Source organism: Winogradskyella haliclonae (assembly GCF_014635865.1).
Classification (GTDB): Bacteria; Bacteroidota; Bacteroidia; order Flavobacteriales; family Flavobacteriaceae; genus Winogradskyella; species Winogradskyella haliclonae.
Map to the genome: position 1 here is coordinate 244,357 of NZ_BMDQ01000003.1, position 23,644 is coordinate 268,000.

The 23,644-nt window shown below is 32.6% G+C and carries 28 protein-coding genes; 14 read left to right on the forward strand and 14 right to left on the reverse strand.

The window, feature by feature from the left end; translation table 11 throughout:
- The first annotated feature begins 37 nt into the window (after positions 1-37).
- The 11 genes from IEV10_RS11605 (at position 38) to IEV10_RS11650 (ending at position 9,632) form a co-directional block, all read left to right on the forward strand.
- Positions 38-619, forward strand: coding sequence for a superoxide dismutase family protein (locus tag IEV10_RS11605; RefSeq protein ID WP_188374895.1), 582 nt, complete (start codon positions 38-40; stop codon positions 617-619).
- Positions 620-704: 85 nt separating this feature from the next.
- The gene (locus tag IEV10_RS11610) at positions 705-1,235 is read left to right on the forward strand and encodes an RNA polymerase sigma factor (protein WP_188374896.1); all 531 of its coding nucleotides are present in this window, start codon (positions 705-707) and stop codon (positions 1,233-1,235) included.
- Between the two features lies 1 nt (position 1,236).
- A complete protein-coding gene (locus IEV10_RS11615; protein WP_188374897.1) occupies positions 1,237-2,025 on the forward strand; it encodes an anti-sigma factor in 789 nt (262 codons plus the stop codon).
- Between the two features lie 249 nt (positions 2,026-2,274).
- Positions 2,275-2,946 carry a DUF2625 domain-containing protein gene (locus IEV10_RS11620; RefSeq protein ID WP_188374898.1) on the forward strand — a complete coding sequence of 224 codons (672 nt, stop codon included), beginning with the start codon at positions 2,275-2,277 and terminating at the stop codon, positions 2,944-2,946.
- Between the two features lie 104 nt (positions 2,947-3,050).
- A complete protein-coding gene (locus tag IEV10_RS11625; protein ID WP_188374899.1) occupies positions 3,051-3,692 on the forward strand; it encodes a hypothetical protein in 642 nt (213 codons plus the stop codon).
- 233 nt (positions 3,693-3,925) lie between these two features.
- Positions 3,926-4,150, forward strand: coding sequence for a DUF6090 family protein (locus IEV10_RS11630; RefSeq protein WP_188375115.1), 225 nt, complete (start codon positions 3,926-3,928; stop codon positions 4,148-4,150).
- A 291-nt stretch (positions 4,151-4,441) separates the two neighbouring features.
- Positions 4,442-4,675: a CBU_0592 family membrane protein gene (locus IEV10_RS14470; protein ID WP_443098488.1), complete on the forward strand. Its 234-nt coding sequence runs from the start codon at positions 4,442-4,444 to the stop codon at positions 4,673-4,675.
- Complete coding sequence (locus IEV10_RS11635) at positions 4,676-5,077, forward strand: ACT domain-containing protein (protein ID WP_188374900.1); 402 nt, start codon at positions 4,676-4,678, stop codon at positions 5,075-5,077.
- Between the two features lie 247 nt (positions 5,078-5,324).
- Positions 5,325-6,026, forward strand: coding sequence for a hypothetical protein (locus tag IEV10_RS11640; RefSeq protein ID WP_188374901.1), 702 nt, complete (start codon positions 5,325-5,327; stop codon positions 6,024-6,026).
- Positions 6,027-6,646: 620 nt separating this feature from the next.
- Positions 6,647-7,084, forward strand: coding sequence for a hypothetical protein (locus IEV10_RS11645; RefSeq protein ID WP_188374902.1), 438 nt, complete (start codon positions 6,647-6,649; stop codon positions 7,082-7,084).
- Between the two features lie 319 nt (positions 7,085-7,403).
- Positions 7,404-9,632 carry a SulP family inorganic anion transporter gene (locus IEV10_RS11650; RefSeq protein ID WP_188374903.1) on the forward strand — a complete coding sequence of 743 codons (2,229 nt, stop codon included), beginning with the start codon at positions 7,404-7,406 and terminating at the stop codon, positions 9,630-9,632.
- A 186-nt stretch (positions 9,633-9,818) separates the two neighbouring features.
- Here IEV10_RS11650 and IEV10_RS11655 read toward each other — a convergent pair whose 3' ends face one another.
- From IEV10_RS11655 to IEV10_RS14405, 4 genes are all read right to left on the reverse strand, one after another.
- A complete protein-coding gene (locus tag IEV10_RS11655; RefSeq protein ID WP_229719701.1) occupies positions 9,819-11,990 on the reverse strand; it encodes a TonB-dependent receptor in 2,172 nt (723 codons plus the stop codon).
- Positions 11,991-12,046: 56 nt separating this feature from the next.
- Positions 12,047-13,327, reverse strand: a complete 1,281-nt coding sequence (locus IEV10_RS11660; RefSeq protein ID WP_308694214.1) for a tetratricopeptide repeat protein — start codon at positions 13,325-13,327, stop codon at positions 12,047-12,049.
- A gap of 74 nt (positions 13,328-13,401) precedes the next feature.
- Positions 13,402-13,968, reverse strand: coding sequence for a DUF4331 family protein (locus tag IEV10_RS14400; RefSeq protein ID WP_188374905.1), 567 nt, complete (start codon positions 13,966-13,968; stop codon positions 13,402-13,404).
- Positions 13,969-13,985: 17 nt separating this feature from the next.
- On the reverse strand, positions 13,986-14,636 hold the full coding sequence (locus IEV10_RS14405; protein ID WP_188374906.1) for a DUF4331 family protein: 651 nt from the start codon (positions 14,634-14,636) through the stop codon (positions 13,986-13,988).
- A gap of 143 nt (positions 14,637-14,779) precedes the next feature.
- Between IEV10_RS14405 and IEV10_RS11675 the strand changes: the two genes are divergently transcribed.
- Both IEV10_RS11675 and IEV10_RS11680 read left to right on the forward strand, forming a co-directional pair.
- Positions 14,780-15,952: an LETM1-related biofilm-associated protein gene (locus IEV10_RS11675; RefSeq protein ID WP_188374907.1), complete on the forward strand. Its 1,173-nt coding sequence runs from the start codon at positions 14,780-14,782 to the stop codon at positions 15,950-15,952.
- 50 nt (positions 15,953-16,002) lie between these two features.
- A complete protein-coding gene (locus tag IEV10_RS11680; RefSeq protein WP_188374908.1) occupies positions 16,003-16,431 on the forward strand; it encodes a J domain-containing protein in 429 nt (142 codons plus the stop codon).
- Here the strand turns inward: IEV10_RS11680 and IEV10_RS11685 are convergent.
- From IEV10_RS11685 to IEV10_RS11730, 10 genes are all read right to left on the reverse strand, one after another.
- On the reverse strand, positions 16,423-17,178 hold the full coding sequence (locus IEV10_RS11685; RefSeq protein WP_188374909.1) for a LytR/AlgR family response regulator transcription factor: 756 nt from the start codon (positions 17,176-17,178) through the stop codon (positions 16,423-16,425). The genes IEV10_RS11680 and IEV10_RS11685 overlap by 9 nt on opposite strands.
- A gap of 34 nt (positions 17,179-17,212) precedes the next feature.
- Positions 17,213-17,527, reverse strand: coding sequence for a 2TM domain-containing protein (locus tag IEV10_RS11690; protein WP_188374910.1), 315 nt, complete (start codon positions 17,525-17,527; stop codon positions 17,213-17,215).
- A gap of 2 nt (positions 17,528-17,529) precedes the next feature.
- The gene (locus IEV10_RS11695) at positions 17,530-17,886 is read right to left on the reverse strand and encodes a 2TM domain-containing protein (RefSeq protein ID WP_188374911.1); all 357 of its coding nucleotides are present in this window, start codon (positions 17,884-17,886) and stop codon (positions 17,530-17,532) included.
- 4 nt (positions 17,887-17,890) lie between these two features.
- A complete protein-coding gene (locus IEV10_RS11700; protein ID WP_188374912.1) occupies positions 17,891-18,214 on the reverse strand; it encodes a 2TM domain-containing protein in 324 nt (107 codons plus the stop codon).
- A 5-nt stretch (positions 18,215-18,219) separates the two neighbouring features.
- The gene (locus tag IEV10_RS11705; RefSeq protein WP_188374913.1) at positions 18,220-19,581 is read right to left on the reverse strand and encodes a histidine kinase; all 1,362 of its coding nucleotides are present in this window, start codon (positions 19,579-19,581) and stop codon (positions 18,220-18,222) included.
- A 15-nt stretch (positions 19,582-19,596) separates the two neighbouring features.
- Positions 19,597-20,220, reverse strand: a complete 624-nt coding sequence (locus IEV10_RS11710; protein WP_188374914.1) for a tetratricopeptide repeat protein — start codon at positions 20,218-20,220, stop codon at positions 19,597-19,599.
- Between the two features lie 25 nt (positions 20,221-20,245).
- Positions 20,246-20,668, reverse strand: a complete 423-nt coding sequence (locus IEV10_RS11715) for a DUF2141 domain-containing protein (RefSeq protein ID WP_188374915.1) — start codon at positions 20,666-20,668, stop codon at positions 20,246-20,248.
- A 175-nt stretch (positions 20,669-20,843) separates the two neighbouring features.
- Positions 20,844-21,539 (reverse strand): tetratricopeptide repeat protein, encoded by a 696-nt coding sequence (locus IEV10_RS11720; protein ID WP_188374916.1) that lies wholly within the window; start codon positions 21,537-21,539, stop codon positions 20,844-20,846.
- Positions 21,540-21,631: 92 nt separating this feature from the next.
- Positions 21,632-22,060 (reverse strand): hypothetical protein, encoded by a 429-nt coding sequence (locus tag IEV10_RS11725; RefSeq protein ID WP_188374917.1) that lies wholly within the window; start codon positions 22,058-22,060, stop codon positions 21,632-21,634.
- 110 nt (positions 22,061-22,170) lie between these two features.
- Entirely contained in the window at positions 22,171-23,103 is a 933-nt protein-coding gene (locus IEV10_RS11730) for a peptidylprolyl isomerase (protein ID WP_188374918.1), read from the reverse strand.
- Between the two features lie 113 nt (positions 23,104-23,216).
- Between IEV10_RS11730 and IEV10_RS11735 the strand changes: the two genes are divergently transcribed.
- Positions 23,217-23,630 carry a hypothetical protein gene (locus IEV10_RS11735; RefSeq protein WP_188374919.1) on the forward strand — a complete coding sequence of 138 codons (414 nt, stop codon included), beginning with the start codon at positions 23,217-23,219 and terminating at the stop codon, positions 23,628-23,630.
- Positions 23,631-23,644: the final 14 nt, after the last annotated feature.

A 23,644-nucleotide genomic window follows, 5' to 3' on the forward strand; every position in this document is an offset into this window, starting at 1 on the left:
ATCTACTTAACTTTACTTCTAACTAAAACACCGAATAATGAAAAATGTAAAACTCATAGCATTTCTTTTCTTTATTATAATTATGGTCGCCTGTAAAAACGACAAAAAAACAGAAGAAATTATAGAAGAAACTCAAGTTGAAGAGATAAAAACAGAAACGTCAGAAAAAAAGGAAATGACCATTACACTTTCTCCAAAAAGTGAAAGTAATGTAGAAGGTACAGTAACTTTTAAACAAGTTGGAAACCCTGTTATGATGACAGCAAAAATGACTGGCTTAACAGAAGGAACGCATGCCATACACATACATCAAACTGCAGACTGCTCTTCTGCCGATGGAAAATCTACCGGAGGGCACTGGAACCCAACATCTCAACCGCACGGAAAATGGGGAGATGCCGCTGGTTTTCATAAAGGAGATATTGGTAACTTTGAGGTAGGTACCGATGGTAAAGGAGAAGTTCAGTTTTCTACAGACCAATGGTGTATTGGCTGTGGTGACGAAACTAAAGACATTCTAGGAAAAGCTATTATTGTACATCAAGGTACGGACGATTTTACATCGCAACCATCTGGTGCTGCTGGCAAACGTGTTAGCTGTGCTGGAATTATAGAATAGAACTACAGAAAAGACAGAACAAAAGCCATCATTTTAGTGATGGCTTTTGTATTTTTAGACCTGTAAACTAAGGCGAAAGTCTTTTATGAATCACATAGACGCACTTGTAAAACAGTTTCAAAAAAAGGATATAAAAGCCTTTGAAACCCTATACAAAATGTATAGCAATAGCATACATGGTGTGGTCAATACTATTGTAAAAGATACAGTTATTAGTGATGAGTTAATGCAAGATGTGTTTATAAAAGCTTGGAACAATGCTGAGAGTTACTCCTCAAGTAAAGGACGTTTTTTTACTTGGATACTTAATATCGCTCGTAATGCGGCAATAGACAAAACACGTTCTAAAGCGTTTAAGCAATCAAAACAAAACTTAGATGCTAGTTTTTTCGTAGATATTATTGTCAGTAATAGTAACTTAGAGCAACAAACAGATGCCATAGGTATTAAAAAATTTGTAAATCAATTAGGTGAAAAATGTAAAATACTAATTGAGTTCCTTTATTTTAAAGGCTATACTCAAAAAGACCTTGCAGAAACTCTAGATATACCAATTGGTACTGTAAAAACAAGAAATAGAAGCTGTATCCAAAAATTAAGGGAGATTGTTTTATAATATGGATATTAAAGCATACATAAAATCTGGAATTTTAGAGCTGTACGTAGCTGGGCAACTTTCTGAAAAAGAAAATCAGGAGGTGTCTCAACTCATGCAACAACATCCCGAGATACACCAAGAAGTATTAGAAATAGAAGCTGCTATTGTAAAACTGACTGAAGCGACATCACCACATGCTGTAAAGTTTGATGCTTTAAAAGATAAAATAACGGAAACGAAAGTAGTTGCTTTAAAACCAAAGACATCTAACTGGCTATCATACGCTGGTTGGGCGGCATCGATTATTCTGGCGGCAGGATTATTATGGACACTTAATACCAAAAATCAATTAGAAGAAGACATCAAAACTGTTGCCACAGAAAAACAAACTCTAGAGTTACAAATTGAAGATGCACGTCACAGTCTTGCAAAAACTAAAGATTTACTTGAAGCTATTAGAGCAAAAGATATTGTAACGGTGCCACTTAACGGACAAGGTAATTTTGACACTTCTTATGCTAAAGTCTATTGGAATAAAAATGACAATGCCATTTATCTAGATGCACAAGGTTTACCAGAAGCTCCAAAGGGCAAAGTATGGCAAGTTTGGTCATTAACTCTAAATCCTCTAATACCAACAAGTTTGGGTACTATCGATGACTTTAATAGCGATGACAATAAGATTTTTGCGATTGCCAATACCAACGAGAGTCAAGCCTTTGGTATTACACTAGAGCCAGAAGGCGGTAGCGAAACCCCAACCATGGAGCAATTACATACACTTGGTATTGTAAATACTACACCATGAAAACTCAAAATTTAGTTAGGCATCGTAATAGTGCATATTGTATAACAGCCCCTCAACAATTCATGTATTTGATATAACACACATATATCAATACTTAAAAATGTTATATACTATGTCTGTATCTAAAAAATTAAATTTCTTATATATATTGTGCGATTGGGTAAAAATAGTAACTTAGAAAAAATAACCGTATATACAGACCTATATATGAGTTGTAGCCAATTTGACAAAATCGAGAGTTGAAACAAAATGAAAGAATTAACTGAACTAATCAATTTAAATGAACCTGGTTGGGATTTAGTCAATGAGTGGTTAGGAGAAGCGACTAATGAATATGAAATATTACCGAAAAACGATAAGCGGGCTGAAAGAGAATTGATAAATACTCAAGTCACTACACGCTCACCAATGGGAGCTGTCATTTACGAAACAGGCGGAATTTTGATTAGTAAAGGCTGGCTCAGAATTCTGGGTTCAGGAAGCGAAAAACTTGACAGAGGATTGAGCGAATGGAATAAAGGAAAAACTTTTGAAAATTATGGAGAACAACCTTCTCATTTATTAATAGCTGATGACATTATTGGAGGTTATTTTGCAATCAACGCAGGTGGAATTGGAACAGAAATGGGAAAAATATATTATTTACCTCAAGACACACTCGAATGGGAATGTTTAGACATTGGATATTCAGATTTTTTGTATTGGACATTAACTGGAGACTTAGATAAATTTTATGAGCTATTTCGATGGGAGAATTGGGAAAGAGATATTCAACAAGGAAATGGAAATCAAGTGTTTTCTTTTGTACCATTTTTGTGGACTAAAGAAGGTAAGGATATAGAAAAAATCGATAGAAAATTAGTCCCAATTGAGGAAAATTATAGCTTGACACTTGACTTAAAAAAGCAACTAAATGGATAATAAAAAACTGGCTACAACAATGGCTATAATTCATTGTGGTTTTGTGCCACACCAAAGTAAAAGAATAAATTAAACGGCTGGATTTCGGCGGAATAATCCTGCCGATGATTCCACAACGAAATCATAGCCGAGACCGTTGTGGTGCATTTAAGAAAAACATTGTGAGTTTAACGAAAATCCTTTTTTTATCGATTTTATTTCTGATGATTAGTTGTAATCAAAAACAGAAACAAATTGATACGTGGAATGAAAGAGTTGCGGAATTTGAGGAAACTAAAAACTCTGAATCGGAAAATAAAACGCAGGATTTTAAAAAAATCGTGGTTGAATTTTCTCAACAGTACGCACCAAATCGTTTGGAAAAGTTAGACTCAATTCCAATTGGGATTATTAAAGCATTTAAAGAATTACGGAATATTGACAAAGATGCTCACGAAAAATACGTTACGCTTATTTTCACCAAACTTTATGCTGAACATCTACGTTGTTGTCATCAAGGTTATATAATTGCAAGTCGATTTAAAAATGATTTTGACAAAGAAATGGTTTCAATGGTTAACGAATTTGCTTTTATGTCAAACTATGTCGATTATGAAAATGTACCTGAAGCTTGGAGTTCTGGAATTATCGAGAAATGGTTGGCTGAAAATCCAAGGTTATTGGAATTTGAACCAATTGGAAAACACAAGCAAATGATTGACAGCATCTCGAATAAAATTGCCAATGGAGACTATTGGAATAATTAATAAAAAACGACACCACAACAACGGCTATAGTTCATTACGGCTGAAATTCCTAATCGGAATTTCGAGCCTTTTTGCTAAATTTATGGTTATGGCGGAATGATACTCGCGTACCATTCCGTAACTAATCATACACAAACACGTTGTGCTTCATTATAACCAACCACTAACCAATGATAAAAATTTTTAGAAAAATCAGACAAGATTTACTTTCAAAAGGCAAAACTGGAAAGTATTTGAAATATGCTATTGGAGAAATTATTCTTGTGGTTATTGGAATTCTTATTGCTGTACAGATAAATAACGGCTATCAGAATATTAAACAGAAGAGGACAGAAATAGAAATATTAAAAGGAATAAAGGCTGATATTCTAGTCGACAAGATTGACATTAATACTAATATTATAGGACATAATAGGACCAAAGAATTCAGTGTTTTTATAAAAGCATATACAATGTGAAAAGGAATAAAATCTGTTTGGATGCCTTCAATATTAGTCTAAACCGGAAGCAATTAATAAATGTATATTCAGATATCAATGAACAGTGTAATAATATAATTGCTGAAATCGATAAGGAATTACAAATTTTAGAGAAATAACGAAAGCACAACAATGGCTATAAGTAATTGCTAGTTCTCACCTACTTCTGAAAATCCTCGCGGACTTTCTATCTGTGATTTATTTGCTAACTTTAATTCTTAACCACGCAACGAAATCATACACAAATCCGTTAGCAATAATTTGAAAAAGATGAACCATGCAGACTGGATAGGATTTATAGGAGTATTTCAAATTTTACTCGCATATACTCTAAACGTTTCTGGCAGATTAGAAAAGAATAGTTTAACTTTTATTCTGTTAAATCTATTTGGGGGAATATTAGCCTGTTTAGCTTCGGTACTAATGAAATATATTCCATTTATAATACTTGAGGGAGTATGGTCAATCGTATCTTTAATAGCACTAATAAAAAGAAAAAATTAAATGGCTGGAGAAACAAATTTACCTGAATTAATCAAAGGAATGACTCCAAAACTTAATGATGGAGAATATGTGTTTTCGACAATAAACGATATAAGTAAAATCGACCGTTACGATACGATTTGTGAATTCAAAGAAGAGGAAGGAGTAACGATTGTTATTGAGAAAAAAAAGGCAGACAAATTAAACTTGAGTTATGAATACATAGCTTCTTGGATAACACTTATGATCCATTCTTCGCTTGAAGCTGTTGGATTAACAGCAATATTTTCAACTGAATTAGCAAAAAATAACATTAGTTGTAATGTAATCGCTGGATATTATCACGACCATATTTTTGTTGATAAAAAAGATGCCAACAAAGCAATGAATGTTCTGACAAAACTAACCGAAAGTCAACAATAAAACCAGCTGCTAACAATGTATAACCGCATTTGCTTCGCCAGTCGCTGAGCTCGTGTCGGCGGATTCGACTTACGTCCGAATCCACTCGGAATTGCTAACGTCAGTGCTTAACCGAAAATTAACGCACATAAACCCGTAATTGGCGGTTATACGAGACCACTAGGTGTAATTTATCGAAATAGTTGTAACCTATTTTACTTTTGAATCGTCTTATAAAAAGAGCAACTTAATCCCTGAATTATGATTTATGATTAAGCTAAAAATAACTTGGCGCTATTGTTTAGCATTTTATTGTATTATTATGCTCTATGTATCATTACATGAGTTAATTCATCACTTGGCTGGATATCTTATTTGTGGAGATTGGGGAATTAAAACATTCAATTATTTTGAAACAGCTTGCGATAATGATAAAAAATCTTTAGCAGCTACATATATAGGTCCGATTTTCACTTTTATGATGATGTACTTTGGAATGTATTTATTGAAGAAAAGAAATTCAGAGTATAAAAAACATCTTGGTTTTGCTATTATATTTGCACAATTACCTTTTCAAAGAATGATTTCTCCATTTTTCAGAATGAACGACGAATTTTATGCTTCCTCTAAATTATTTGGAAATACGAATATTGTGTATTGGTCAGTAATTATACTTATCTGGTTAATTTGTTTACCACCACTTATAAAAGCATTTCAAGCGATTGGAAATAGAAATAAAATTCTTTGGTTTTTATTTTACTTAATACTCTTTCCTTATTTGTTATGGGGACCCATTTTTGGTGGACTTGAGTATCTTATGGTAGAAAAGAAAATTTTGTCTCAATCTGTAATAGGAATAGGTTTATTATTTATCCTAAACGAAATTGTTACAATCGTTGCTTACTACTTCACTAAAAAATATATAAACCCAAATCAAAAAGATAAAAACTACACACAACACCGTGTATAGCTCTTTGCGGCTGAATTGCTTGCGCCTGTTCGCTCCGCTCGTGTCATTGCAATTTGCTATCTTTCGTTGACGGCGGAAAATTATACCTAAACTGTTATAAGTAATTCAATAAACCTATGAAACATTTATTGATTATATAATTAATTGTCCCTTTTATAGTTTTTAGGCAAAGCTCTAAAGACAATCAGGCAAAAGAATTAGAAAAGTTAAATGAATACTTATTCACGCAATACGTTTTAAAGAAAAATACCCAACACATTAACGACATTGCCAATGAGAACTTTATTTTGATAGCGGCTCCAGGAATAATTGAAAGCAAAAAACAAGTTATTCAGGGCGTGAATAATCTTAACATTTCTTCATTAAACATAACTGTTGACAAAGTTATTGAAACCGAAAATGTCGGAATTGCAATCGGAGTTTTAGAAATGTAAGGAACCGTTATGAATAGACCAGTGCCAGGTAAAATTCGCCATTCTAGCACTTTTATAAAACAAGATGGGACTTGGAGACTTCAATCTCGGACAATGACTCCTATGATAAGAATGAAACAATAACTATACTGTTGACGCAACCTTTTCTATATCTATCATCTAATAGAAAACATTAGTCTTAGTTTTATGAAAAGAATTTTTGCAGGACTATTAATATCTACCTTCATTTTTTCTTGCAATTCAGAAGATGATTGTGAAGAAGTGGCTGCCAATATAGTTATCATATCAGTTAAATTAAACGAAACAAATGGAGTTAACTTATTTGATAATGAGAACTTTGATATGTCATTATTAAAGATTATATCACTTAACGACAGCAGCCAAGAACTTGAATTTTCTACTTTTGAGTTAGGTGGAGAGAATATTATTGAATTTGAATACATTGGAGATATTGTTTTCAATTATAATGGCGAAAATAAATCAGATTTGAAATTTTCCAACACAACTTCTGAATCGAATAAATGTGGTGCTATAACTAATTTTTCTTTCATAGCTGCATCTAATGAGCAAACTATTTGTGAATGTGATTCCGATGACATTATTAACATCGAATTTGATATATGAACTACTAATGCCAACAATTTGTATTGTTCATTGCGTTTAAATTCCGATTAGGAATTTCATACCTTTTTATTATCTTTCGGTCACAACAGGAAATCCTTACTAATTTTCCACAACCAGCCATAGACAAAATCGCTAGGCATCATTTACATATAAAATAACTATTGTTTTAATACTAGTTCATGTTGCAAACCATAAATCTAAATTCAAACTTCCCAAAAGTAAAACTAGGTCATGTATCACATGATTATCATACGATTAAATGTATTGGCATATCTTATATTAAAAACCCTAATAGTTAATACGCCTAGATAGATAATAAATGGAAGGTATACCAAAAAAAGGTTTTAAGGGTCTCATTGAAAATTGGCAAAGTGATTTAATTGCTGCAATAAGTGTCTCTCTTATTGCCTTACCGTTATCATTAGGTATTGCTTTAGCTGCAGGTGCTCCTGCAATGTCAGGTATCTTTTCGGCCATTGTAGGTGGTGTCGTAACTACCCTTTATCGTGGTGGTCACATATCTGTCAATGGGCCAGCTAAAGGCGTTATTGGAGTCATTCTTTTGGGTATTACATTGATGGACGATGGTTCTGGTCAAGCTTTTAATTATGTATTGGCAGCAGTGGTTGTCTCTGGTGCTTTACAAGTGTTATTGGGCATTTTGAAATTGGGTCGATTGGCAGACATTTTCCATTCTTCCGTGATTCATGGTATTTTGGCAGCCATCGGAATCATCATATTCGCAAAACAAATTCATGTGGCTATGGGTACGCATTCCGATAGTCCAAATATTATACAAAACCTTATTGATGCAGTTGTATACTTACATCAAGCAAATCCTTTCGTGGTGATTATTGCCTTGACTGGGTTACTTTTATTACTGTTTCACTCAAAAATTAGCAATCGCTTTTTTCATTTGTTACCAGCACCTATGTGGGTCATAGCGATTTCTATTCCATTTGTCTATGCCTTCAATTTCTTTGACGAACATACACTTTCATTCTTCGGAAAAGCATATGAGGTAGGTCCACAGTTATTATTAAACATTCCAGATACGATTACAGATTCCATTATGCATCCAAACTTTGGGAAAATTAATACCATAGAATTCTGGACAACCGTATTCTCTATGCTAATCATAACAAGTATTGAATCCTTAGCCATTGCAAAAGCAGTTGATAAAATTGACCCTTATAAACGAAAAACGGATTTAAATAAGGATTTAACAGGTATTGGATTAAGCACCATGGTCGCAGGTTTTATTGGCGGTTTACCAATTATTGCTGTGATTATTAGAAGTACTGTCAACATCCATAATGGCGCGAAGACAAAATGGTCTAATATGTATCAAGGCCTTTTGTTGATTCTTTTTATTGCGGTATTGAGTCCAATAATGAGACAAGTACCTCTATGTGCTTTTGCTATTTTACTCGTTTATACTGGGTTTAAATTAGCGTCACCTGCAGTTTTTAAACAAGCTTATAATCAAGGCACTGAGCAGCTCGTATTTTTTGTTGCAACCATGATTTTTACGCTTTATACAAATTTATTAATTGGTTTAATTGGTGGATTGTTATTAGCCTTGATTACCCATATGTTATTAGCAAAACTATCCATACCGCAATTTTTTAAAATGGTGTATAATCCACGTACAAAAGTGGTGAAACGACCAGATGGCACTTTTGATTTAAAAATTAGAGGGATTGCAAATTTTTTAGGTATTATAAAGGTCGATAAATTGGTTGCCCAAATTCCTTCAGGAGCTGACGTCAACATAGATTTATCAGAAACAAGATTGGTAGGTATGACCTATATGGATTACCTAGTGGAATATTTAAAGACTCAGAGGTCTACAGGTGGCAATGTCTTTATATCTGGGTTGGACGCACATGTATCATCATCAACCTATAATAGAGCCTTAAAAATTAGTTTAACCAGTTCTTCAGCTAAATTATCGCCAAGGCAAAAACGATTACGAAATTTAGCCACTGAGAAAAGTTATCAATATACGAGTCAAGTAGATTGGAATACAATTTATTTGAAGAAGTTTCACTTTTTTGAAATTAGACCTATTGAACGTAAATATAATTGTCTTAAAGGCGCTTTTGATGGTTTAAACGCATCCTGGGAAATTGCAGATGTCACATTTAATGAAGGCCAAGCTTTTACAGCAGAAACGTTTAATACGACACTAATGGTCTTAAAATTGAATAGAAAAATACCTGTTTTTACCATGGAAAAAGAAGGCGTATTAGAAAAAATATTTGATCGGATGATGGCATTTACGGGCTATAAAGACATAGACTTTAAGATGTATCCCGATTTTTCAAAAAAGTTCCTGCTTATGGGGAATGATGAAGCAGAAATAAGAGCGTTTTTTACAGATGAAATCATTCGCTTTTTCGAAAACCATCAGATTTATCATATAGAAAGTAATGGTGAGGCTCTGGTTATTTTTGATAAAATAAAACTAGCGAGAACAGATGAAACCATTGCATTTATTGATTATGGTAAGAAATTAGCTACAATCTTAGATGCAACCCATTAGATATAGAAATTAAGCACTTATTGAAGCTCAGAATTACTACACATTAAACAAAAACACCCACTATTTCTAGCAGGTGTTTCAACTAAAAAAACTCAAAAAAATAGCATATAAATAATGCTTGTGATTCCCTTGAAATCACGATTGTTAGTTTTCAAATCAATCAACCAAAAAAACTTTTCTTTTCATTTAAAAATTATAGGTAATCTGCCCTTTAATAAAAAAAGGCGTTCCTGGTGTAAAATGTATTTCTTCAATAGACTGTATTTCATTTTGCAATCTAGATACAGTAGCAAATTGAGTTTCATTCCATTCTACATCAAATAAATTTTCAATTGACAATCCCAGTGTTATAGCATTCCATTTATAATTGATATTAAAGTCGGCTACTGTATAACCTTTAGCTACAATAGAATTATCCTCGTTTGCAGGTCTATCATCAAGATATCGTAATCGTAATCCTCCCGAAAAACCATGGTAATTATCAATAGACAAACCTGTTGTTAGTGTAAAATCTGGTGCTAGAGGAATAAAGTTTTGCCCGTTAGGTGCATCTATACTTCGTGCTTTAGTATAGGTAGCATCTGTATCAAAAAAGAGATAGTCATTGAGTTGGTAACGTATCCCAAAATCGCCCCCTAAACGTTCGGTTTCTCCACTTGGTTCTACAATACCTGCGTCTCCAACATAAACAAACTCTTGCTCTAAAAACAAATACCATAGAGCCGAGTTAATTACTAATTTTGGTATAGGTTTCCAGACTAACCCCAAATCTGTTCCGTAAGACTTGGGCAAAATTTCTTTTCCATTATTAGCAATAACGACTCTTGTATCGTTAGAATGAAAACCTATCCCAGATTTTGAATATAATTGTAAATTACTATTAGCGTTGTAGTAAATATTAAGTTTTGGGCTTAATATGGTTTTAGTTTCAGACTGAGTTTCAAAATGCTGTTGCAAATTGTCATTATATAGGAATTTAAAATAATCTAAACGCAAAGCAGGAACGATACTTAAGTCTCCAAAGTCAAATTCTGCTGATACAAATGCATTGGCATTGGTCTGGTTAATATCACCAAACTGAATATTTTGTAAAGTCTCTGTTCTATTTCTAGTTTTTGACAATTCTATATCATCTACGTCATCATGTCTTAAACCTATACCAGCCTTAAGGTTAAGCTCAGTCTCGCCAAAATATTTTCTATGATTTATACTGGTATTAAGTCCGAAGATATTCCTGTTTTCTTTCTGTCTTATTTGGTCACCATTTATTGGATCTTCTAGAAAAAATGTAAAATTAGAATAAAGCTCAAATGCATAATGCGAATAGAAAGTATTGGCTTTTAGTGTTGTATTATCGTCTAGATATTTGTTTAGAGCTACATTAAAGTTTGTACGCTCGGTGGTACCACCTTCGGTATCATCTATAGCTCCAAATCTAGATATGTTTCCATTTATAACCTCTCGGTTAGGTATTTGCCCAGATGCATCCCAACGACTTGTAAAATGAGACGACGTTAAGGTTATCTTACTATTATTTGGCGTACGTAGAACATACTTACCAAATAGGTTTATACGATTAAAATTTTGAGGGGATTCAAACGGACCATCAGTCTCTATATACTCTAAAGCAATATAAGCGTTTTGGTTTTTTTTATTTTGCAGTAGGTCAAACAAACCAACTGTTCTTAGGGTATTAAATTGTCCTGCCGAAAAAGACACACTACTTTCTTTTAGATAATCTTTAGTCTTGAAATTTACATAGCCAGCGGTATTAAAATCGCCTTTATTAGCATAATAGCCACCTTTACCAAAATCAATATTATTTATCGTTTCAGGTATTACAAAGTGCAAATCACTATAGCCTTGACCATGTGCGTGAGATACCATGTTTACTGGCATATCGTCTACTGAGATAGATATATCAGTGCCATGATCTATATCAAATCCTCTAAGAAAAATTTGTTCGGCTTTACCTCCACCTGCATGCTGACCAATAAATAATCCTGGTACTTTTCTTAAAATATCCTGTGAAGAATTTACAGGAGAAACATTTAAATCTAAACGAGAGACTGTACTTACTGTATTTAACTCTTCTTGTATAACCAGCTCGTCTAATTCAAAAGCTTTTTCTTTTAATACAATCGTTTGGTTATCATTAGATTTTATGACAATTTCTAGAGTCTCATATCCTAATAAACCCACACGTAATGTATCACCGATTTTAGAATTTGAAATAACAAAAACTCCTATTTCGCTTGTATGTGCATGAGCACTAGAATTTTGATTAAAAACATAAGCAGATTCTAAAGGTTGGCTATACGAGTTTATTACTAGACCTTTTATGCTTTGAGCAGACATACTTGAAAAAAGTAGTGAAAGGACAATTACTAATATGTATGGTTTTAACCTCATTATTATAGTTGTACAATTTTAGTTTCCGCTAATGGGCCAAGCTCATAGATACTCGCTAATAATTCTTCTTTTAGAGGAGAGACTTTATCTGTTTTGCCAACAGCTTTGTATATTTCAGCCATATGGTACAAAACGTCAGGCTCGCTTGTCTTACCAGCTATGTGCTTTTCAACAATAGTGTTAGCCTCTTCTAAATTTCCGTCTTTAAAGTAGCTCCAAGCCAACAAATCATAACTCTGAGCTGTAGGTCTATTTTTCACTTCATACATTGCAATTTCAATAGCTTTTTTTGGTTTTTCCATCTCATCTGCATAAAGTAAAGCATTGTATTTGTTATACATATCACCATATAATCTGTTGTTGCCTTCAGACATGTATGTTTTATAAGCCTTTTGCTTTAAGTCTTCATCGCCAATAAATTCAGCAATCTCAGCCTTAAATAAACTATAATCTGGTGCGTAGTAATAAGAGCTAATGTGATTTAATAAGTTTAGTGCTGCTTCAGGATTCTTTTCATGAGAATAAACAATCCAAGCTATCCCTTTTTTGGCATAGGCATCATTAGGGTTTAGCTCAAGCGCTTTTATATAATAGTGATATGATAAGTCTATTTTACCTGCATGACCATAAAAGTCTGCCAAATTAGTATATGACCATTGCTTTAGAGATGTTGTGTTACTTGATTCCGAAATTTTTGTAGCGCGTTCCATATAAGTAATGGCGCTATCTAAATTGCCGTTATGGTCTTCCCATTTGGATAGACGGATTAAATAATCAAAATCTGAAAAATTCTTAATCTTATTAAGGTATTTTTCTGCTTCTGTACTATTACCTAACTCTAGATTTACATCAAAAAGCATTTTCTGTGTTCCTCTAAGTTTTTCGCCTAAAACTTCAGCCTTTTTAAGCAATGTATGGGCTTCTTTAAACCTATGCTGAGAAATATAATTATGTGCTAAAGCTTTTAAACATCCAGACGTATTATAATTCGTTAAGGTATTAGCGTTAACTAAGTCGTTTTCGGCATCAATTAAATAGTCTATTTTTCCTGTAGCACTAAATAAATTAGTATACGCATTAGCACGTTTAACCATATATAGATATTCATTAGGAGTTTTGTCTAATTTGTTTGTCCAGAAAGCAATATCTTCTTTAGCTACAGAGTTATCTCCATTTTGAATTAAAAACGCTTTATAATCTTTAATATCTGTTACTTTTTTTGAATCACAACTGTAAAAAGCTATAAAAAGTAATAGTATAAGTAATTTATAGGTTGACATCATAATTTATTGTTTTGAGTTTTTTTGAAATACAATTCTGAAGTGAGTGTTAGGCCCACTTCAGAATTTTAAATTATCTACCAAGGTGTAGCTAGGTATGGGAAGCTTGATAAGAATGCTTTATCATTAGCATTGACATTGTCATCAGATAATCCAGGGTTTTCAGAGTTAGTTAAACCTGTTTCGCCGCCGAAGATTAAAATCAATTCTACCGTAATAACATCATCAGCCAATGCTCTTCCAGTTAATACATTTGTACCATCAAAAAATGTAGTTGTACCATCTAAAGACACATTTAAGACATCTGTTGCAAGTAATCCAGAGAATTGTGCAGACGTTAATCCTAAGGCATTAGTATCTCCAGGATTTGAATAAGCTGGACTCAAGCCTTCCAAGTTATTCTGAAACATCATCTGAAATGCAGAACTCTGCTGTGATGGCGTTGTTACGTTAAAACTATCCTTACTACCTGAAGACACAAATACTGTCCCCACAGCTGGTCTAGCCATTTGATCTTCTTGTATATAAGTTCCTGTAAAATCTGGACCTGTTGGTACAGTAATATTATCATCATTATTACAATTAAAAGCCATTAAAGCTATTGTGATTGCCAAAGCAATTGTTTTTATTCTATTAAATTTCATGATTTAAGTTTTTGAGATTATTGTCTTCTTTTTGATTCTACCCAAGTATTAATTGTACCAGATCCTCCAACCAGAGATTTAGGCACTTCTACCACTACAGACAGAACATTAGTACCTGCAAACGAGTCATTACCAGGATTGTTAAAACTTGTAGCCATACCATCGATTATTGCATTGTACTGACCTGAGTCGAAGAAAAAAGGGTCATCTCTTGGTCCTGCAAAAAATTGCATACCATTTTCTGTCGCAGTAATAGCATTTTGTCCATAGGCAGTAATCTCTACTGAACCAGCAGCATCATTAGTTAAGATGGTACTATCAAGTCCGGTTTGTAATGGTGCAGCAGGGCCAAAGAAGTACATTATACCATTTCTTGGAGTTGCTTGGATAACTAAGTCCTCAACATTATCATTATTAGTATCAATGTTAAATTCGATAAGTGTATTCTCATCAAATGTTGCATTTGCTGTCGAGCTAGGACTTAGCAAACCTTGAACATTGGCTACCAATACTAAGTTTGATGTATTCTGACCTTGAAAGGCATAAAAATCTGTGATATCATTTGTACCACCAGTAACTGCGGGCGCATCAATATGATCTGCCGCAATAGCAACAATACTGGAAACGCCAATAATAGCTGCTGCAATTAAAAATTTTGTTTTTTTCATAATAGTGAGATTTTGTTAATTTATTTGTTCTCTGGTCTACCTACGAAAAAATGAATAGGTGGGTTTTATTTTATTTTGAAAAAAATTTTAGGTCTTAAAAAATTAGGAGATAAAAACTATCTTTAAGCTTTAATAACTAGTATATGAATCCTTCTGCTTCTGGCTGGATAAAAAAATTGCTAACTGTACTTCCTGATAGTTCTGTTTTAGGACAGGATAGATATCACTTTTACAACAGACTCAAAGAAACAGGCTTTATTTATGGTAGTAATGTTAACTGCTTATGTGGTTTGATTAAAGATGAGGATTTTAATGAAGAAGAACGCTGCAAGGTTAACTTAGTAACCGCTTTCTATTACATACATAATTTAGAAAACAGCCAAAAAAATTTCATAGAAAGTATTATAGAATATTATAAGGTTACTGATGAGCATAAACGCTCTTTTTTGTCTGGCCTTTTTGGTGAACCTGATAAAGACAAACTTCTTGAACAAATTATTCATAAGCGTATTCATATCGATGATAATATCATTACCAAGAATTTTAATTACTTTTTAATTAATGCTTTTCTGTTTATAGATATTATAGGTTATCATCATTACCTTACATCAACAGATAGTACAAAAGCTTATATCACAAACTTTGAAGTTGCACTTGAGAATATTGTGTTTACAGTTTTAGATTCTAAAACCGATAAAACAGAATATGATTATAACTTAGTAAAGCTTTTTGAAGCTTCTTTGGGTCATAAAAATTCTAAGCGAGATAATTGTGAAGACATTGTCAAAACAATAACAGAACCTCTGGAAAAGCTCTACATTATTGATACAGTTTGTATGGCATCTTGGAGTGACAAACAAATTGACAAGGCGGAATATCTTTACCTCAACAAACTAAGAACAGATTTAGATATTGACACAGATGTACTCATAAAATCCGTTGATGATATTAATCTCTTCTATGAGAAAAATAAAGATGATATTGCCTTTTTAAGTGCTAAAAACTTAGCACAAAGTTTCTATGATAATAGCAGTAGTATTGTAACTAGGCTTATAAAACGAAATAGTAAACGTTTATTAAAAGAACTTTCTCAAAGTAAAGAGGCAATGCTATTGCTTACACAATCTACAACTAGAAATCTTACGGATGAAGAGCAAAAGAAAATTCAGAATCAATTATTAGATATTTTTAAGTCTATTCCTAGTTTAGCCATATTTATGCTGCCTGGCGGTATGCTACTGTTACCCCTTTTTGTAAAATTTATCCCTAAATTATTACCATCTGCTTTTGATGAAAATCGTATTGAAGACGATTAAGTTGTAACATTTTATTAGAATTTGTGACTTACCAATAAAGCCTTCTAAGAATGATAACTAACTACTACTCTATTCTTGATATAGAAAAGAATGCAGATATAGAAACTATTAAAAAAGCATTTAGATCACAAATTGCTTTATACCACCCTGAAAATAACACATCGCCTGAAGCCAAAGAGAAATTTGATATCCTGATTGAAGCTTTCAACGTACTATCTGATGAAAAAAAGCGCAAAGAATACGATATAATATTAGAAAAAAGTTTTTCTAATAAACCAATGGTAATTACTCCCAAAGAAGAAAAAACCTATACAGATTGGAAAAAAGAAGCAAAAAAGAAATCTAAAAAATCTTGGGAATCTGATTTAACAGATTTATTGCTTCTAGATCTATTTTTTGATGTTGGTATGTTTGGTATGTTTGATGATTTTGGAGATATAATTGGCGACACCATTGGTGATGTCTTTGACCTATTCTAACCAATTTTTAAAGTCTTTAACTCGCTCTCTTGCCACAATAACGTCTTGCTCATTGTAGGTGTTTAACTTTATTTGCAATCTAGAATTGGTATAGCTTACCATATCTTTTATAGCATTAACATTGACATAAAATTTTCGGCTAATACGAAAGAACACATGTGGCTCTAATTCATTTTCAAGTTGATCTAATGTAGAATCCAAAAGATAGTTTCTTCCTTCTTTAGTAAAAGCATAAGTCCCTTTGTTTTCACTATAAACACATTCAATATCTTCGATATTAATCAGTTTCAAATGCTGTCCTACTTTTACCGAAAAACGCTTTTTATATTCACGTTCAATAGGGTTTACTAAAAGATTTTTTATATCATTAAAATCAAGTGTAACTGCTTGTTTTTGTGGCGCTCTATTTTTAAACTTATCTACCGCAGTTTTCAAATCTTGATCATCTATTGGTTTTAATAAATAATCAATACTATTTAGCTTAAAAGCCTGGAGCGCATACTCATCATAAGCTGTTGTAAAGATGACCGCAGATTTTATATCCACAGCGTCAAAAATCTCAAACGATAAGCCGTCGCTTAATTGAATATCTAAGAAAATTAAATCTGGATGTGCATTATTTTGAAACCATTCTACTGCCTCTTCAACAGAATGCAGCATAGTTTCTGCATTAATATCTATAGCATTTAACATACGCTGCAAGCGTCTTGCAGATGGTTTTTCGTCTTCAATGATTATGACATTCATAATTCCTTTATGTAATTTAAAATTTTATGATACTTTATTCCCAAGTTTTATGATTATCTCCCATAAACTCTTGCATCTTTTTCTCTTCCCATTTTTTATTAAAAATGCTACGACCTCTAAAAACTTTAATCGCATTAAGCACAACAAAAAATCCCCAAATACCAATAGTAGAATAGTTTATAGCCAAAATTGCATCGGTATATGGCGTATCTTCAATAATTATAAGATTCCAAATAACGCAAGCAACTACGACTAAATAGGCTGCTAAATGGATGTAAAACCATTTGAGCTTGGATACCTTTTTTTGGGCTTCTATATAAAATAATTCTTCTTGTTCTTTCCTATTCATGACTACTCAAATTTTCTATCCTTTTCGCGTTCTTTATCCATAAATTCTTGGATTTTACGTTGCTCCCAATTATTACCTAAAATAAAATTGAAGCCAAATACACCAATAAAATGAAACAGTAATCCAATACCCCAGAAAAAAGCTGTTGCATAAGGTCCAAATCCTCTAAATCCACTTCCAGAGTTTAAACCAATAAGTAAGATTAAAAAGATATTAACTACAATATATGACGCCAGATGCCAGTAAAATCCTGTGATAGCTTCTACACGTTTTTTTGCGCGTAGATAAGCTTCTTCTTTTCTATAATCTCTATCATTAGATTGATTATCTTTATAGGGTTCTATACTATATTTTTCCATGCTATTATTTTTTTGATTTTAATTCTTCTTCCATATATTTCTGAATCTTCCGTTCTTCCCAATCGTAGCCTAATAGTGATGGTAAAACAAATACTGTGAATGCATGTATAACTAGTATAATGCCCCAGATTATCCAAGAACTTAAAGTACTGAAACTTAACAAATCTGCTTGAAAAGCATCCCAACTGTCTAAATTGTTAGACACTTTAAATCCTGTAATGACACTATTAATGATAAAATAAATACCTAAATGTGTGTAAAACTTCTTTAGCTTTTCTACACGACTTTTTGCCCGTTGCAATTTTGAAATTGAATCTTGACGTTCCATAACTCCTAATTCCAGCGGTTATTATTTTCTTCTTCACGCATAAATTCTTCGATTTTACGTTCTTCCCATTTGGCTCCAAAAGCACCGTCATTAACAAAAACTCTATATGCTTGAAAAGCTAAACCTAATCCCCAACCAAACATCGGAAACCAAAACCATTGAATGGTATGGCTAGAGTATTTGTACCATATAAATATTAGAAATGGTATAACTAAGCAATAGGAAACTAAACTCCCATAAAATCCTTTAAGTTCTTCTAAACGTTTACGTGCTTTGACGTAATTATCGTCTAATCTGTTTTGCGGTAATTGTGATGTTCTCATGATTGATACTTGTTTTGTGAGCATTGGTATTGCTACTGCAAAATCTTCTGCTCGTTGATTGATGATGACTTTTTTATTTGATAATAGTCTGTAGCGCTGCTTAATGTTTTCTAATCCTACACCACTACTCTTTTTTATAATTTGCTTTGGTTGCAAATTATTCATTACTACTAGATAACCTGCATCTTCATATATTTTGATATGTAATGGTTTACTAGAAGTTACCATATTATGTTTTACTGCATTTTCTAAAAGTAATTGTAATGATAATGGTACAACACGACTTTCAGGATTTGAAGCTTTTTCTGGTATCTCGAAAATAATACTGTCTTCAAATCTCATTTTTAATAAAGACATGTAGGTTTTCGCAAACATTAACTCTTCATCTACAGTAACTAAATCCTTACTCTTTTGCTCTAAAACATATCTATACACTTTAGATAAAGAAGTTGTAAACTTCTGGGCACTATCCGGGTTTTCTTCAATTAAACTTGTTAATACATTTAAGCTATTAAATAGAAAATGAGGATCTAACTGGTTTTTCAAAGCATCAAACTTGGCACTTGCGGCACCAGCGATTACTTTTTGTTCTTTAATTTTACTTTTTTGATAGCGATTATAAAAGTAAATGATATAAAAGCCAGAAATAATTGTCAGTGTAATCCAAAGCCCAAAAGAATATCCCTGCCAGCTTTCAAGCTCAATAAAACTCTCTAAGGTCCTTCCATATATTAGTGTCGTAATGGTAGCTCTTAATATAAATATTGTGGCTAGTGTTATTACTGTTGCCCCAGATATGCCAAATACGATTCGTTTAATAATTTCATAGCTGGTAAAATTAAGCTTAAGTATATAGTTAAAATAAAACGAGTTGGTATAGCTGATAGAAAAGGTGTAAAGTTGATATAATGAAAACTCAATTAAAAACTGATTTAAATCAGTATAAGTAAACATGTCTTTTGATAACAGCTCGCCAATAATAAATATTAAGCAACCTATAAGAAAAGTTACGGCTATACTTTTAATCGATTTTAGATTATACATGTTTTACTTTTTAAATTATTCTTTACACTCTTTTACGACCTGTTCTGCTCTTTTTCTTCCCCAGTTTGGGTGATATTCGGACTCAGGTTTATAGCTATCGAACATTGCAATAGAAGCTACTACTTGTTCACAGAATGGTTTTGTGTCTTGTCCAAAATATCTCGCAGAACCCATTGCCCAATCTGCTTTACACATTGCAACTCTTGGGTTAGTAGCATCTATACTATAGGCTTTATTATAAAGTTCTGTAATCTTTGCTGCATACTTCATACCATATGTACTGCCATCAAAAGCAACCCAATTGGTATATATCTGACCTTGCATAACTAACAATTCAGGATTGTTTTTGCTTAAACTCATGGCTGTATTTAAATGTTCTTGTGCTTTATCTAGTTGCACTTTAAGTACAGTCTCATTTTTCTCATTCCAACTTTTTAAACTATTAATTTGAGCAATGTAATAGTGAGGTAGCCAATTGTCTTTTTCTGCATTGGCAATACGCTCAAACAAATTTACGGCTTCGTCTACTTTATCAGATTGCCATAATTCAAAAGCTTTGTCCATTCCTTTTTCAAAATTGGATTGTGCTTTTGTAAAGCTAAAGATTCCAACGCATATAATTAATACTATTTTTTTCATAATTTCGTTTTTAGTGATTGATGAATTATAATGTAATATTTATAGTCTTGTCTTCTTTAAGTTCAAATTTGGCATCTTCCCATTTTGGCGGTCCTATAAATCCCTTGGCATTATTTGAACAGCCGTAATCTTCTTTTGGAATTCCCATAAAATTAGTATCCATTTTACCATTATCATTTTCATCGTGAACAAAAGAAATGGCATAAACACCTTTAGGAACATCCTTAAATATTATTGTGCTTTTTTCTTTATTTATAGTACCAATAGTATTTCTATAACGTTTCTTTAAAAATTTGCCCTCAGAGTCATAAAGGCCAATTAAGATTTTACCTTCGTCACTATCTAAGCCACTTATATTTACAGTAATATCGTGAGCTTTTGCGTCCTGTAGCATTATAAAAGTTGCCTTAAGCACTAGCATGATTAATAGTCTTACGATTGTTGCCATGATGGTTGATTTTTTATTTGATTCAAATATCCGAAGACCCTCTTGATATAAAAATCAAATATTACCCAATTGTAGTTTTTTAATGACGAATTGTAATATACTAAAAAAAGCACCTTTAAAAAGTGCTTTTCGGATACTAAGAAAGCAGCCTAAAAAGCTGCTTTAGCTTATTTATTTACTTGTCTTCATAAGCATCAATGTATTTTTTTGCTCTACGGTTGCCATTATCAATTTCGAGTGCCTTTTTGTAGTTTTCATAACCTTTAATGCTATCACCACTAATCACATAGGCATCGGCTAGACTATCATAAACATTATCACTTTTTGGATGCAACTTGGTATTCATTATAAACACACCAATAGCATCATCAAAATTATTATCTCTTAAATACCTATAGCCCAATCGATTAAATTTATATTGATTTATAAACTCACTAGTAGAATCTTTCTCCTTTATCTTTAAAAATCCTTCTAAAGCTTTTTCAAAATCTTTTTCATCTAAATACTGGCTTGGTGTTTTGTAATTATCTGCAACTTTGAGATAATCATAACTCAAACTATCTGGGTTATTTTCAGATATTACAGCGATATATCTTTCTTTAGTATCTGGGTGCACAACAAATCGTAATTTCTTGTATAAATCTGGGACAAAAAACTCATTTGTATCTGTAACAACTGGCTTTGTCTTTAAGCCACGCCATTTCATGTAAAGCTGACTATCCTCATAAGATATAATCATCACATCATCGGCATTGAATAAATATTTACCGGATGTTTCTTTTTTAAATGCTTCTGAATAGTCCACTGATGAGGAACAAGCAAAAATAAAAACTGAAAGCAGTAAAAGTGGGAATAGAGTTTTGGTTGTCATACTGAAATTAATGATTGATTGGTTATAGAGCAAAAAAGTCTCACTTAATAGTGAGACGATTTTATATTAAAAATGTTACCACAAATAAAATACTAATCGCCATCTTCAGTAATTTCTTTATTCCTAGCCCAATTAATAGCAGCATCTAGACTATTAAAGCGTTGAATTTTTTTATTAAAAAATAAATTTTCTATCATGGTATTCATCACACCACCTCTAGTTCTAGAAACAACACCATAACCTCTTATGCTATAACTATGAGAAAAGAACTTTAACCAATCATTTGGCTTTACCGCATAAGAATTAATACGATTAGAAATATAAACTAAGTTATTGCCTGTTTTTCCGAAAAAATTTACAATATCATCGACAACCTTCTTTCCGTGGTCATCCCATGTGTATGTAATACCGTAATTGTTTTCAGAGATAACAAATCCATCAAAAACGAAAACGTCTCCATGGTTATAATTAAACTCTTTTAGAACATCCTTATAATAAGGAGAATCTTTTACACTTATCATTATTTGGGGGTTATAATGAGATACTAATTTAGATAAATTTTAAATATTTACACAAAAAAACGCTCTGACACGTGAGTATCAGAGCGTTACATATCATTAAAAGTATATTGCTACTTAACTCCCATAAGCTCAACATCAAACACTAATGTTGCATTTGGAGGAATAACGCCACCAGCGCCAGCACTTCCATAACCCAAATCACTAGGAATTACCAAACGCGCTTTGTCACCAACATTAAGCAAACAAATACCTTCATCCCATCCTGCGATAACTTGTCCTACACCAACTTGAAAATCTAATGGCGCATTTCTTTTATATGAAGAATCGAATACCGTACCATCAGCTAACTGACCCTTGTAATGAACAGAAACCATATTACCTTTTTCTGCTTTTTTACCTTCACCTTTCTGGATGATTTGGTAACGCAAACCAGAGGCAGTTTCTTCAAAACCTGCAGATATTTTATCTAACTCAGCTTTTTTTGCTTCACGCTCAGCTGCTATTCTTTTTTCTCTTGCACCTTCAAATGTTCTAAACGCTTCAACAGCATTAAAACTTTCTGCATCTGCACCCACTCTTACAATCTCTAAACTCTCAATTACATCGCCTTGTGCAACTGCATCAACAACATCTTGACCTTCTACAACATTACCAAAAACAGTATGCTTACCATCCAACCAGTCTGTAGCAATGTGCGTGATAAAAAACTGACTTCCGTTTGTACCTGGACCTGCATTTGCCATTGATAATACACCTGGACCATCATGTTTTAAATCTGGGTGAATCTCATCATCAAACTTATAACCAGGATTACCTGTTCCAGTGCCAAGAGGACAACCACCTTGAATCATAAAATCAGGAATTACTCTATGGAATTTTAAGCCATCATAGTAAGGTGTGCCTTGAGGCTTAGCTGAATTTTCTAAATTTCCTTCTGTTAAAGCTACAAAGTTACCAACTGTACCTGGTGTTTTTTCGAATTCTAGATTAACTAAAATTGCACCTTTAGAGGTATTAAATTTTGCGTATAAACCGTCTTGCATTGTTTTATGTTTTATTTAAGGCTGCAAAGATAAGACTATAAGTAGTAAGTAAAAAGTTGAACGTAAAAAGTTTGAATTGAATAATAATCTTAGATTTACTGAAAATTTAATTCATGGCATTTTCATTTTTAAAAAATAAAAAAAACAAATCTACAGATACTATTGAAGCTATTATAAAAGATATTGAAAGTACACCTTTTGGTGTCTCTGAAAACAATGTATTATATGCTGGTTTAAATGAATTAGGTGGGTATTACTTTTTCCAAACCGTAATTGTTGGGCAATTAAATATCAAAACCATGAATGGTGCAAAATTAAACTTAAAAGGAGAAGGCATTGAATTAGAATTAAAGTCCGATTCGCCAGAATTTGAATCTGACCCATCTCCGGTAAAAAGTAGACGCATTACTAAAATAGATTTTCAAATTGAAGAATCTGATATTAAAACATTAGAGAATAGTAGAATCACAAGTATTCAGTTGAAAGCAAAAAAACAGGAAATTATGTTTACGAAGTATGTTAAGTAACAAAAAAATAATCT

What these genes read in the sequence shown, in the direction of transcription:
- IEV10_RS11690 (WP_188374910.1), bottom strand. Translation starts at nt 17,527, where the DNA reads ATGAATAGGAAAGAACAAGAAGAATTATTTTATATAGAAGCCCAAAAA.
- IEV10_RS11735 (WP_188374919.1), top strand. Translation starts at nt 23,217, where the DNA reads ATGGCATTTTCATTTTTAAAAAATAAAAAAAACAAATCTACAGATACT.
- IEV10_RS11700 (WP_188374912.1), bottom strand. Translation starts at nt 18,214, where the DNA reads ATGGAACGTCAAGATTCAATTTCAAAATTGCAACGGGCAAAAAGTCGT.
- IEV10_RS11730 (WP_188374918.1), bottom strand. Translation starts at nt 23,103, where the DNA reads ATGCAAGACGGTTTATACGCAAAATTTAATACCTCTAAAGGTGCAATT.
- IEV10_RS11640 (WP_188374901.1), top strand. Translation starts at nt 5,325, where the DNA reads ATGATTAAGCTAAAAATAACTTGGCGCTATTGTTTAGCATTTTATTGT.
- IEV10_RS11615 (WP_188374897.1), top strand. Translation starts at nt 1,237, where the DNA reads ATGGATATTAAAGCATACATAAAATCTGGAATTTTAGAGCTGTACGTA.
- IEV10_RS11725 (WP_188374917.1), bottom strand. Translation starts at nt 22,060, where the DNA reads ATGATAAGTGTAAAAGATTCTCCTTATTATAAGGATGTTCTAAAAGAG.
- IEV10_RS11685 (WP_188374909.1), bottom strand. Translation starts at nt 17,178, where the DNA reads ATGAATGTCATAATCATTGAAGACGAAAAACCATCTGCAAGACGCTTG.
- IEV10_RS11715 (WP_188374915.1), bottom strand. Translation starts at nt 20,668, where the DNA reads ATGGCAACAATCGTAAGACTATTAATCATGCTAGTGCTTAAGGCAACT.
- IEV10_RS11720 (WP_188374916.1), bottom strand. Translation starts at nt 21,539, where the DNA reads ATGACAACCAAAACTCTATTCCCACTTTTACTGCTTTCAGTTTTTATT.
- IEV10_RS14400 (WP_188374905.1), bottom strand. Translation starts at nt 13,968, where the DNA reads ATGAAATTTAATAGAATAAAAACAATTGCTTTGGCAATCACAATAGCT.
- IEV10_RS11680 (WP_188374908.1), top strand. Translation starts at nt 16,003, where the DNA reads ATGATAACTAACTACTACTCTATTCTTGATATAGAAAAGAATGCAGAT.
- IEV10_RS11705 (WP_188374913.1), bottom strand. Translation starts at nt 19,581, where the DNA reads ATGTATAATCTAAAATCGATTAAAAGTATAGCCGTAACTTTTCTTATA.
- IEV10_RS11610 (WP_188374896.1), top strand. Translation starts at nt 705, where the DNA reads ATGAATCACATAGACGCACTTGTAAAACAGTTTCAAAAAAAGGATATA.
- IEV10_RS11710 (WP_188374914.1), bottom strand. Translation starts at nt 20,220, where the DNA reads ATGAAAAAAATAGTATTAATTATATGCGTTGGAATCTTTAGCTTTACA.
- IEV10_RS11635 (WP_188374900.1), top strand. Translation starts at nt 4,676, where the DNA reads ATGGCTGGAGAAACAAATTTACCTGAATTAATCAAAGGAATGACTCCA.
- IEV10_RS11655 (WP_229719701.1), bottom strand. Translation starts at nt 11,990, where the DNA reads ATGTCTGCTCAAAGCATAAAAGGTCTAGTAATAAACTCGTATAGCCAA.
- IEV10_RS11650 (WP_188374903.1), top strand. Translation starts at nt 7,404, where the DNA reads ATGGAAGGTATACCAAAAAAAGGTTTTAAGGGTCTCATTGAAAATTGG.
- IEV10_RS11605 (WP_188374895.1), top strand. Translation starts at nt 38, where the DNA reads ATGAAAAATGTAAAACTCATAGCATTTCTTTTCTTTATTATAATTATG.
- IEV10_RS11675 (WP_188374907.1), top strand. Translation starts at nt 14,780, where the DNA reads ATGAATCCTTCTGCTTCTGGCTGGATAAAAAAATTGCTAACTGTACTT.
- IEV10_RS11645 (WP_188374902.1), top strand. Translation starts at nt 6,647, where the DNA reads ATGAAAAGAATTTTTGCAGGACTATTAATATCTACCTTCATTTTTTCT.
- IEV10_RS11625 (WP_188374899.1), top strand. Translation starts at nt 3,051, where the DNA reads ATGATTCCACAACGAAATCATAGCCGAGACCGTTGTGGTGCATTTAAG.
- IEV10_RS11620 (WP_188374898.1), top strand. Translation starts at nt 2,275, where the DNA reads ATGAAAGAATTAACTGAACTAATCAATTTAAATGAACCTGGTTGGGAT.
- IEV10_RS14405 (WP_188374906.1), bottom strand. Translation starts at nt 14,636, where the DNA reads ATGAAAAAAACAAAATTTTTAATTGCAGCAGCTATTATTGGCGTTTCC.
- IEV10_RS11660 (WP_308694214.1), bottom strand. Translation starts at nt 13,327, where the DNA reads ATGATGTCAACCTATAAATTACTTATACTATTACTTTTTATAGCTTTT.
- IEV10_RS14470 (WP_443098488.1), top strand. Translation starts at nt 4,442, where the DNA reads ATGAACCATGCAGACTGGATAGGATTTATAGGAGTATTTCAAATTTTA.
- IEV10_RS11695 (WP_188374911.1), bottom strand. Translation starts at nt 17,886, where the DNA reads ATGGAAAAATATAGTATAGAACCCTATAAAGATAATCAATCTAATGAT.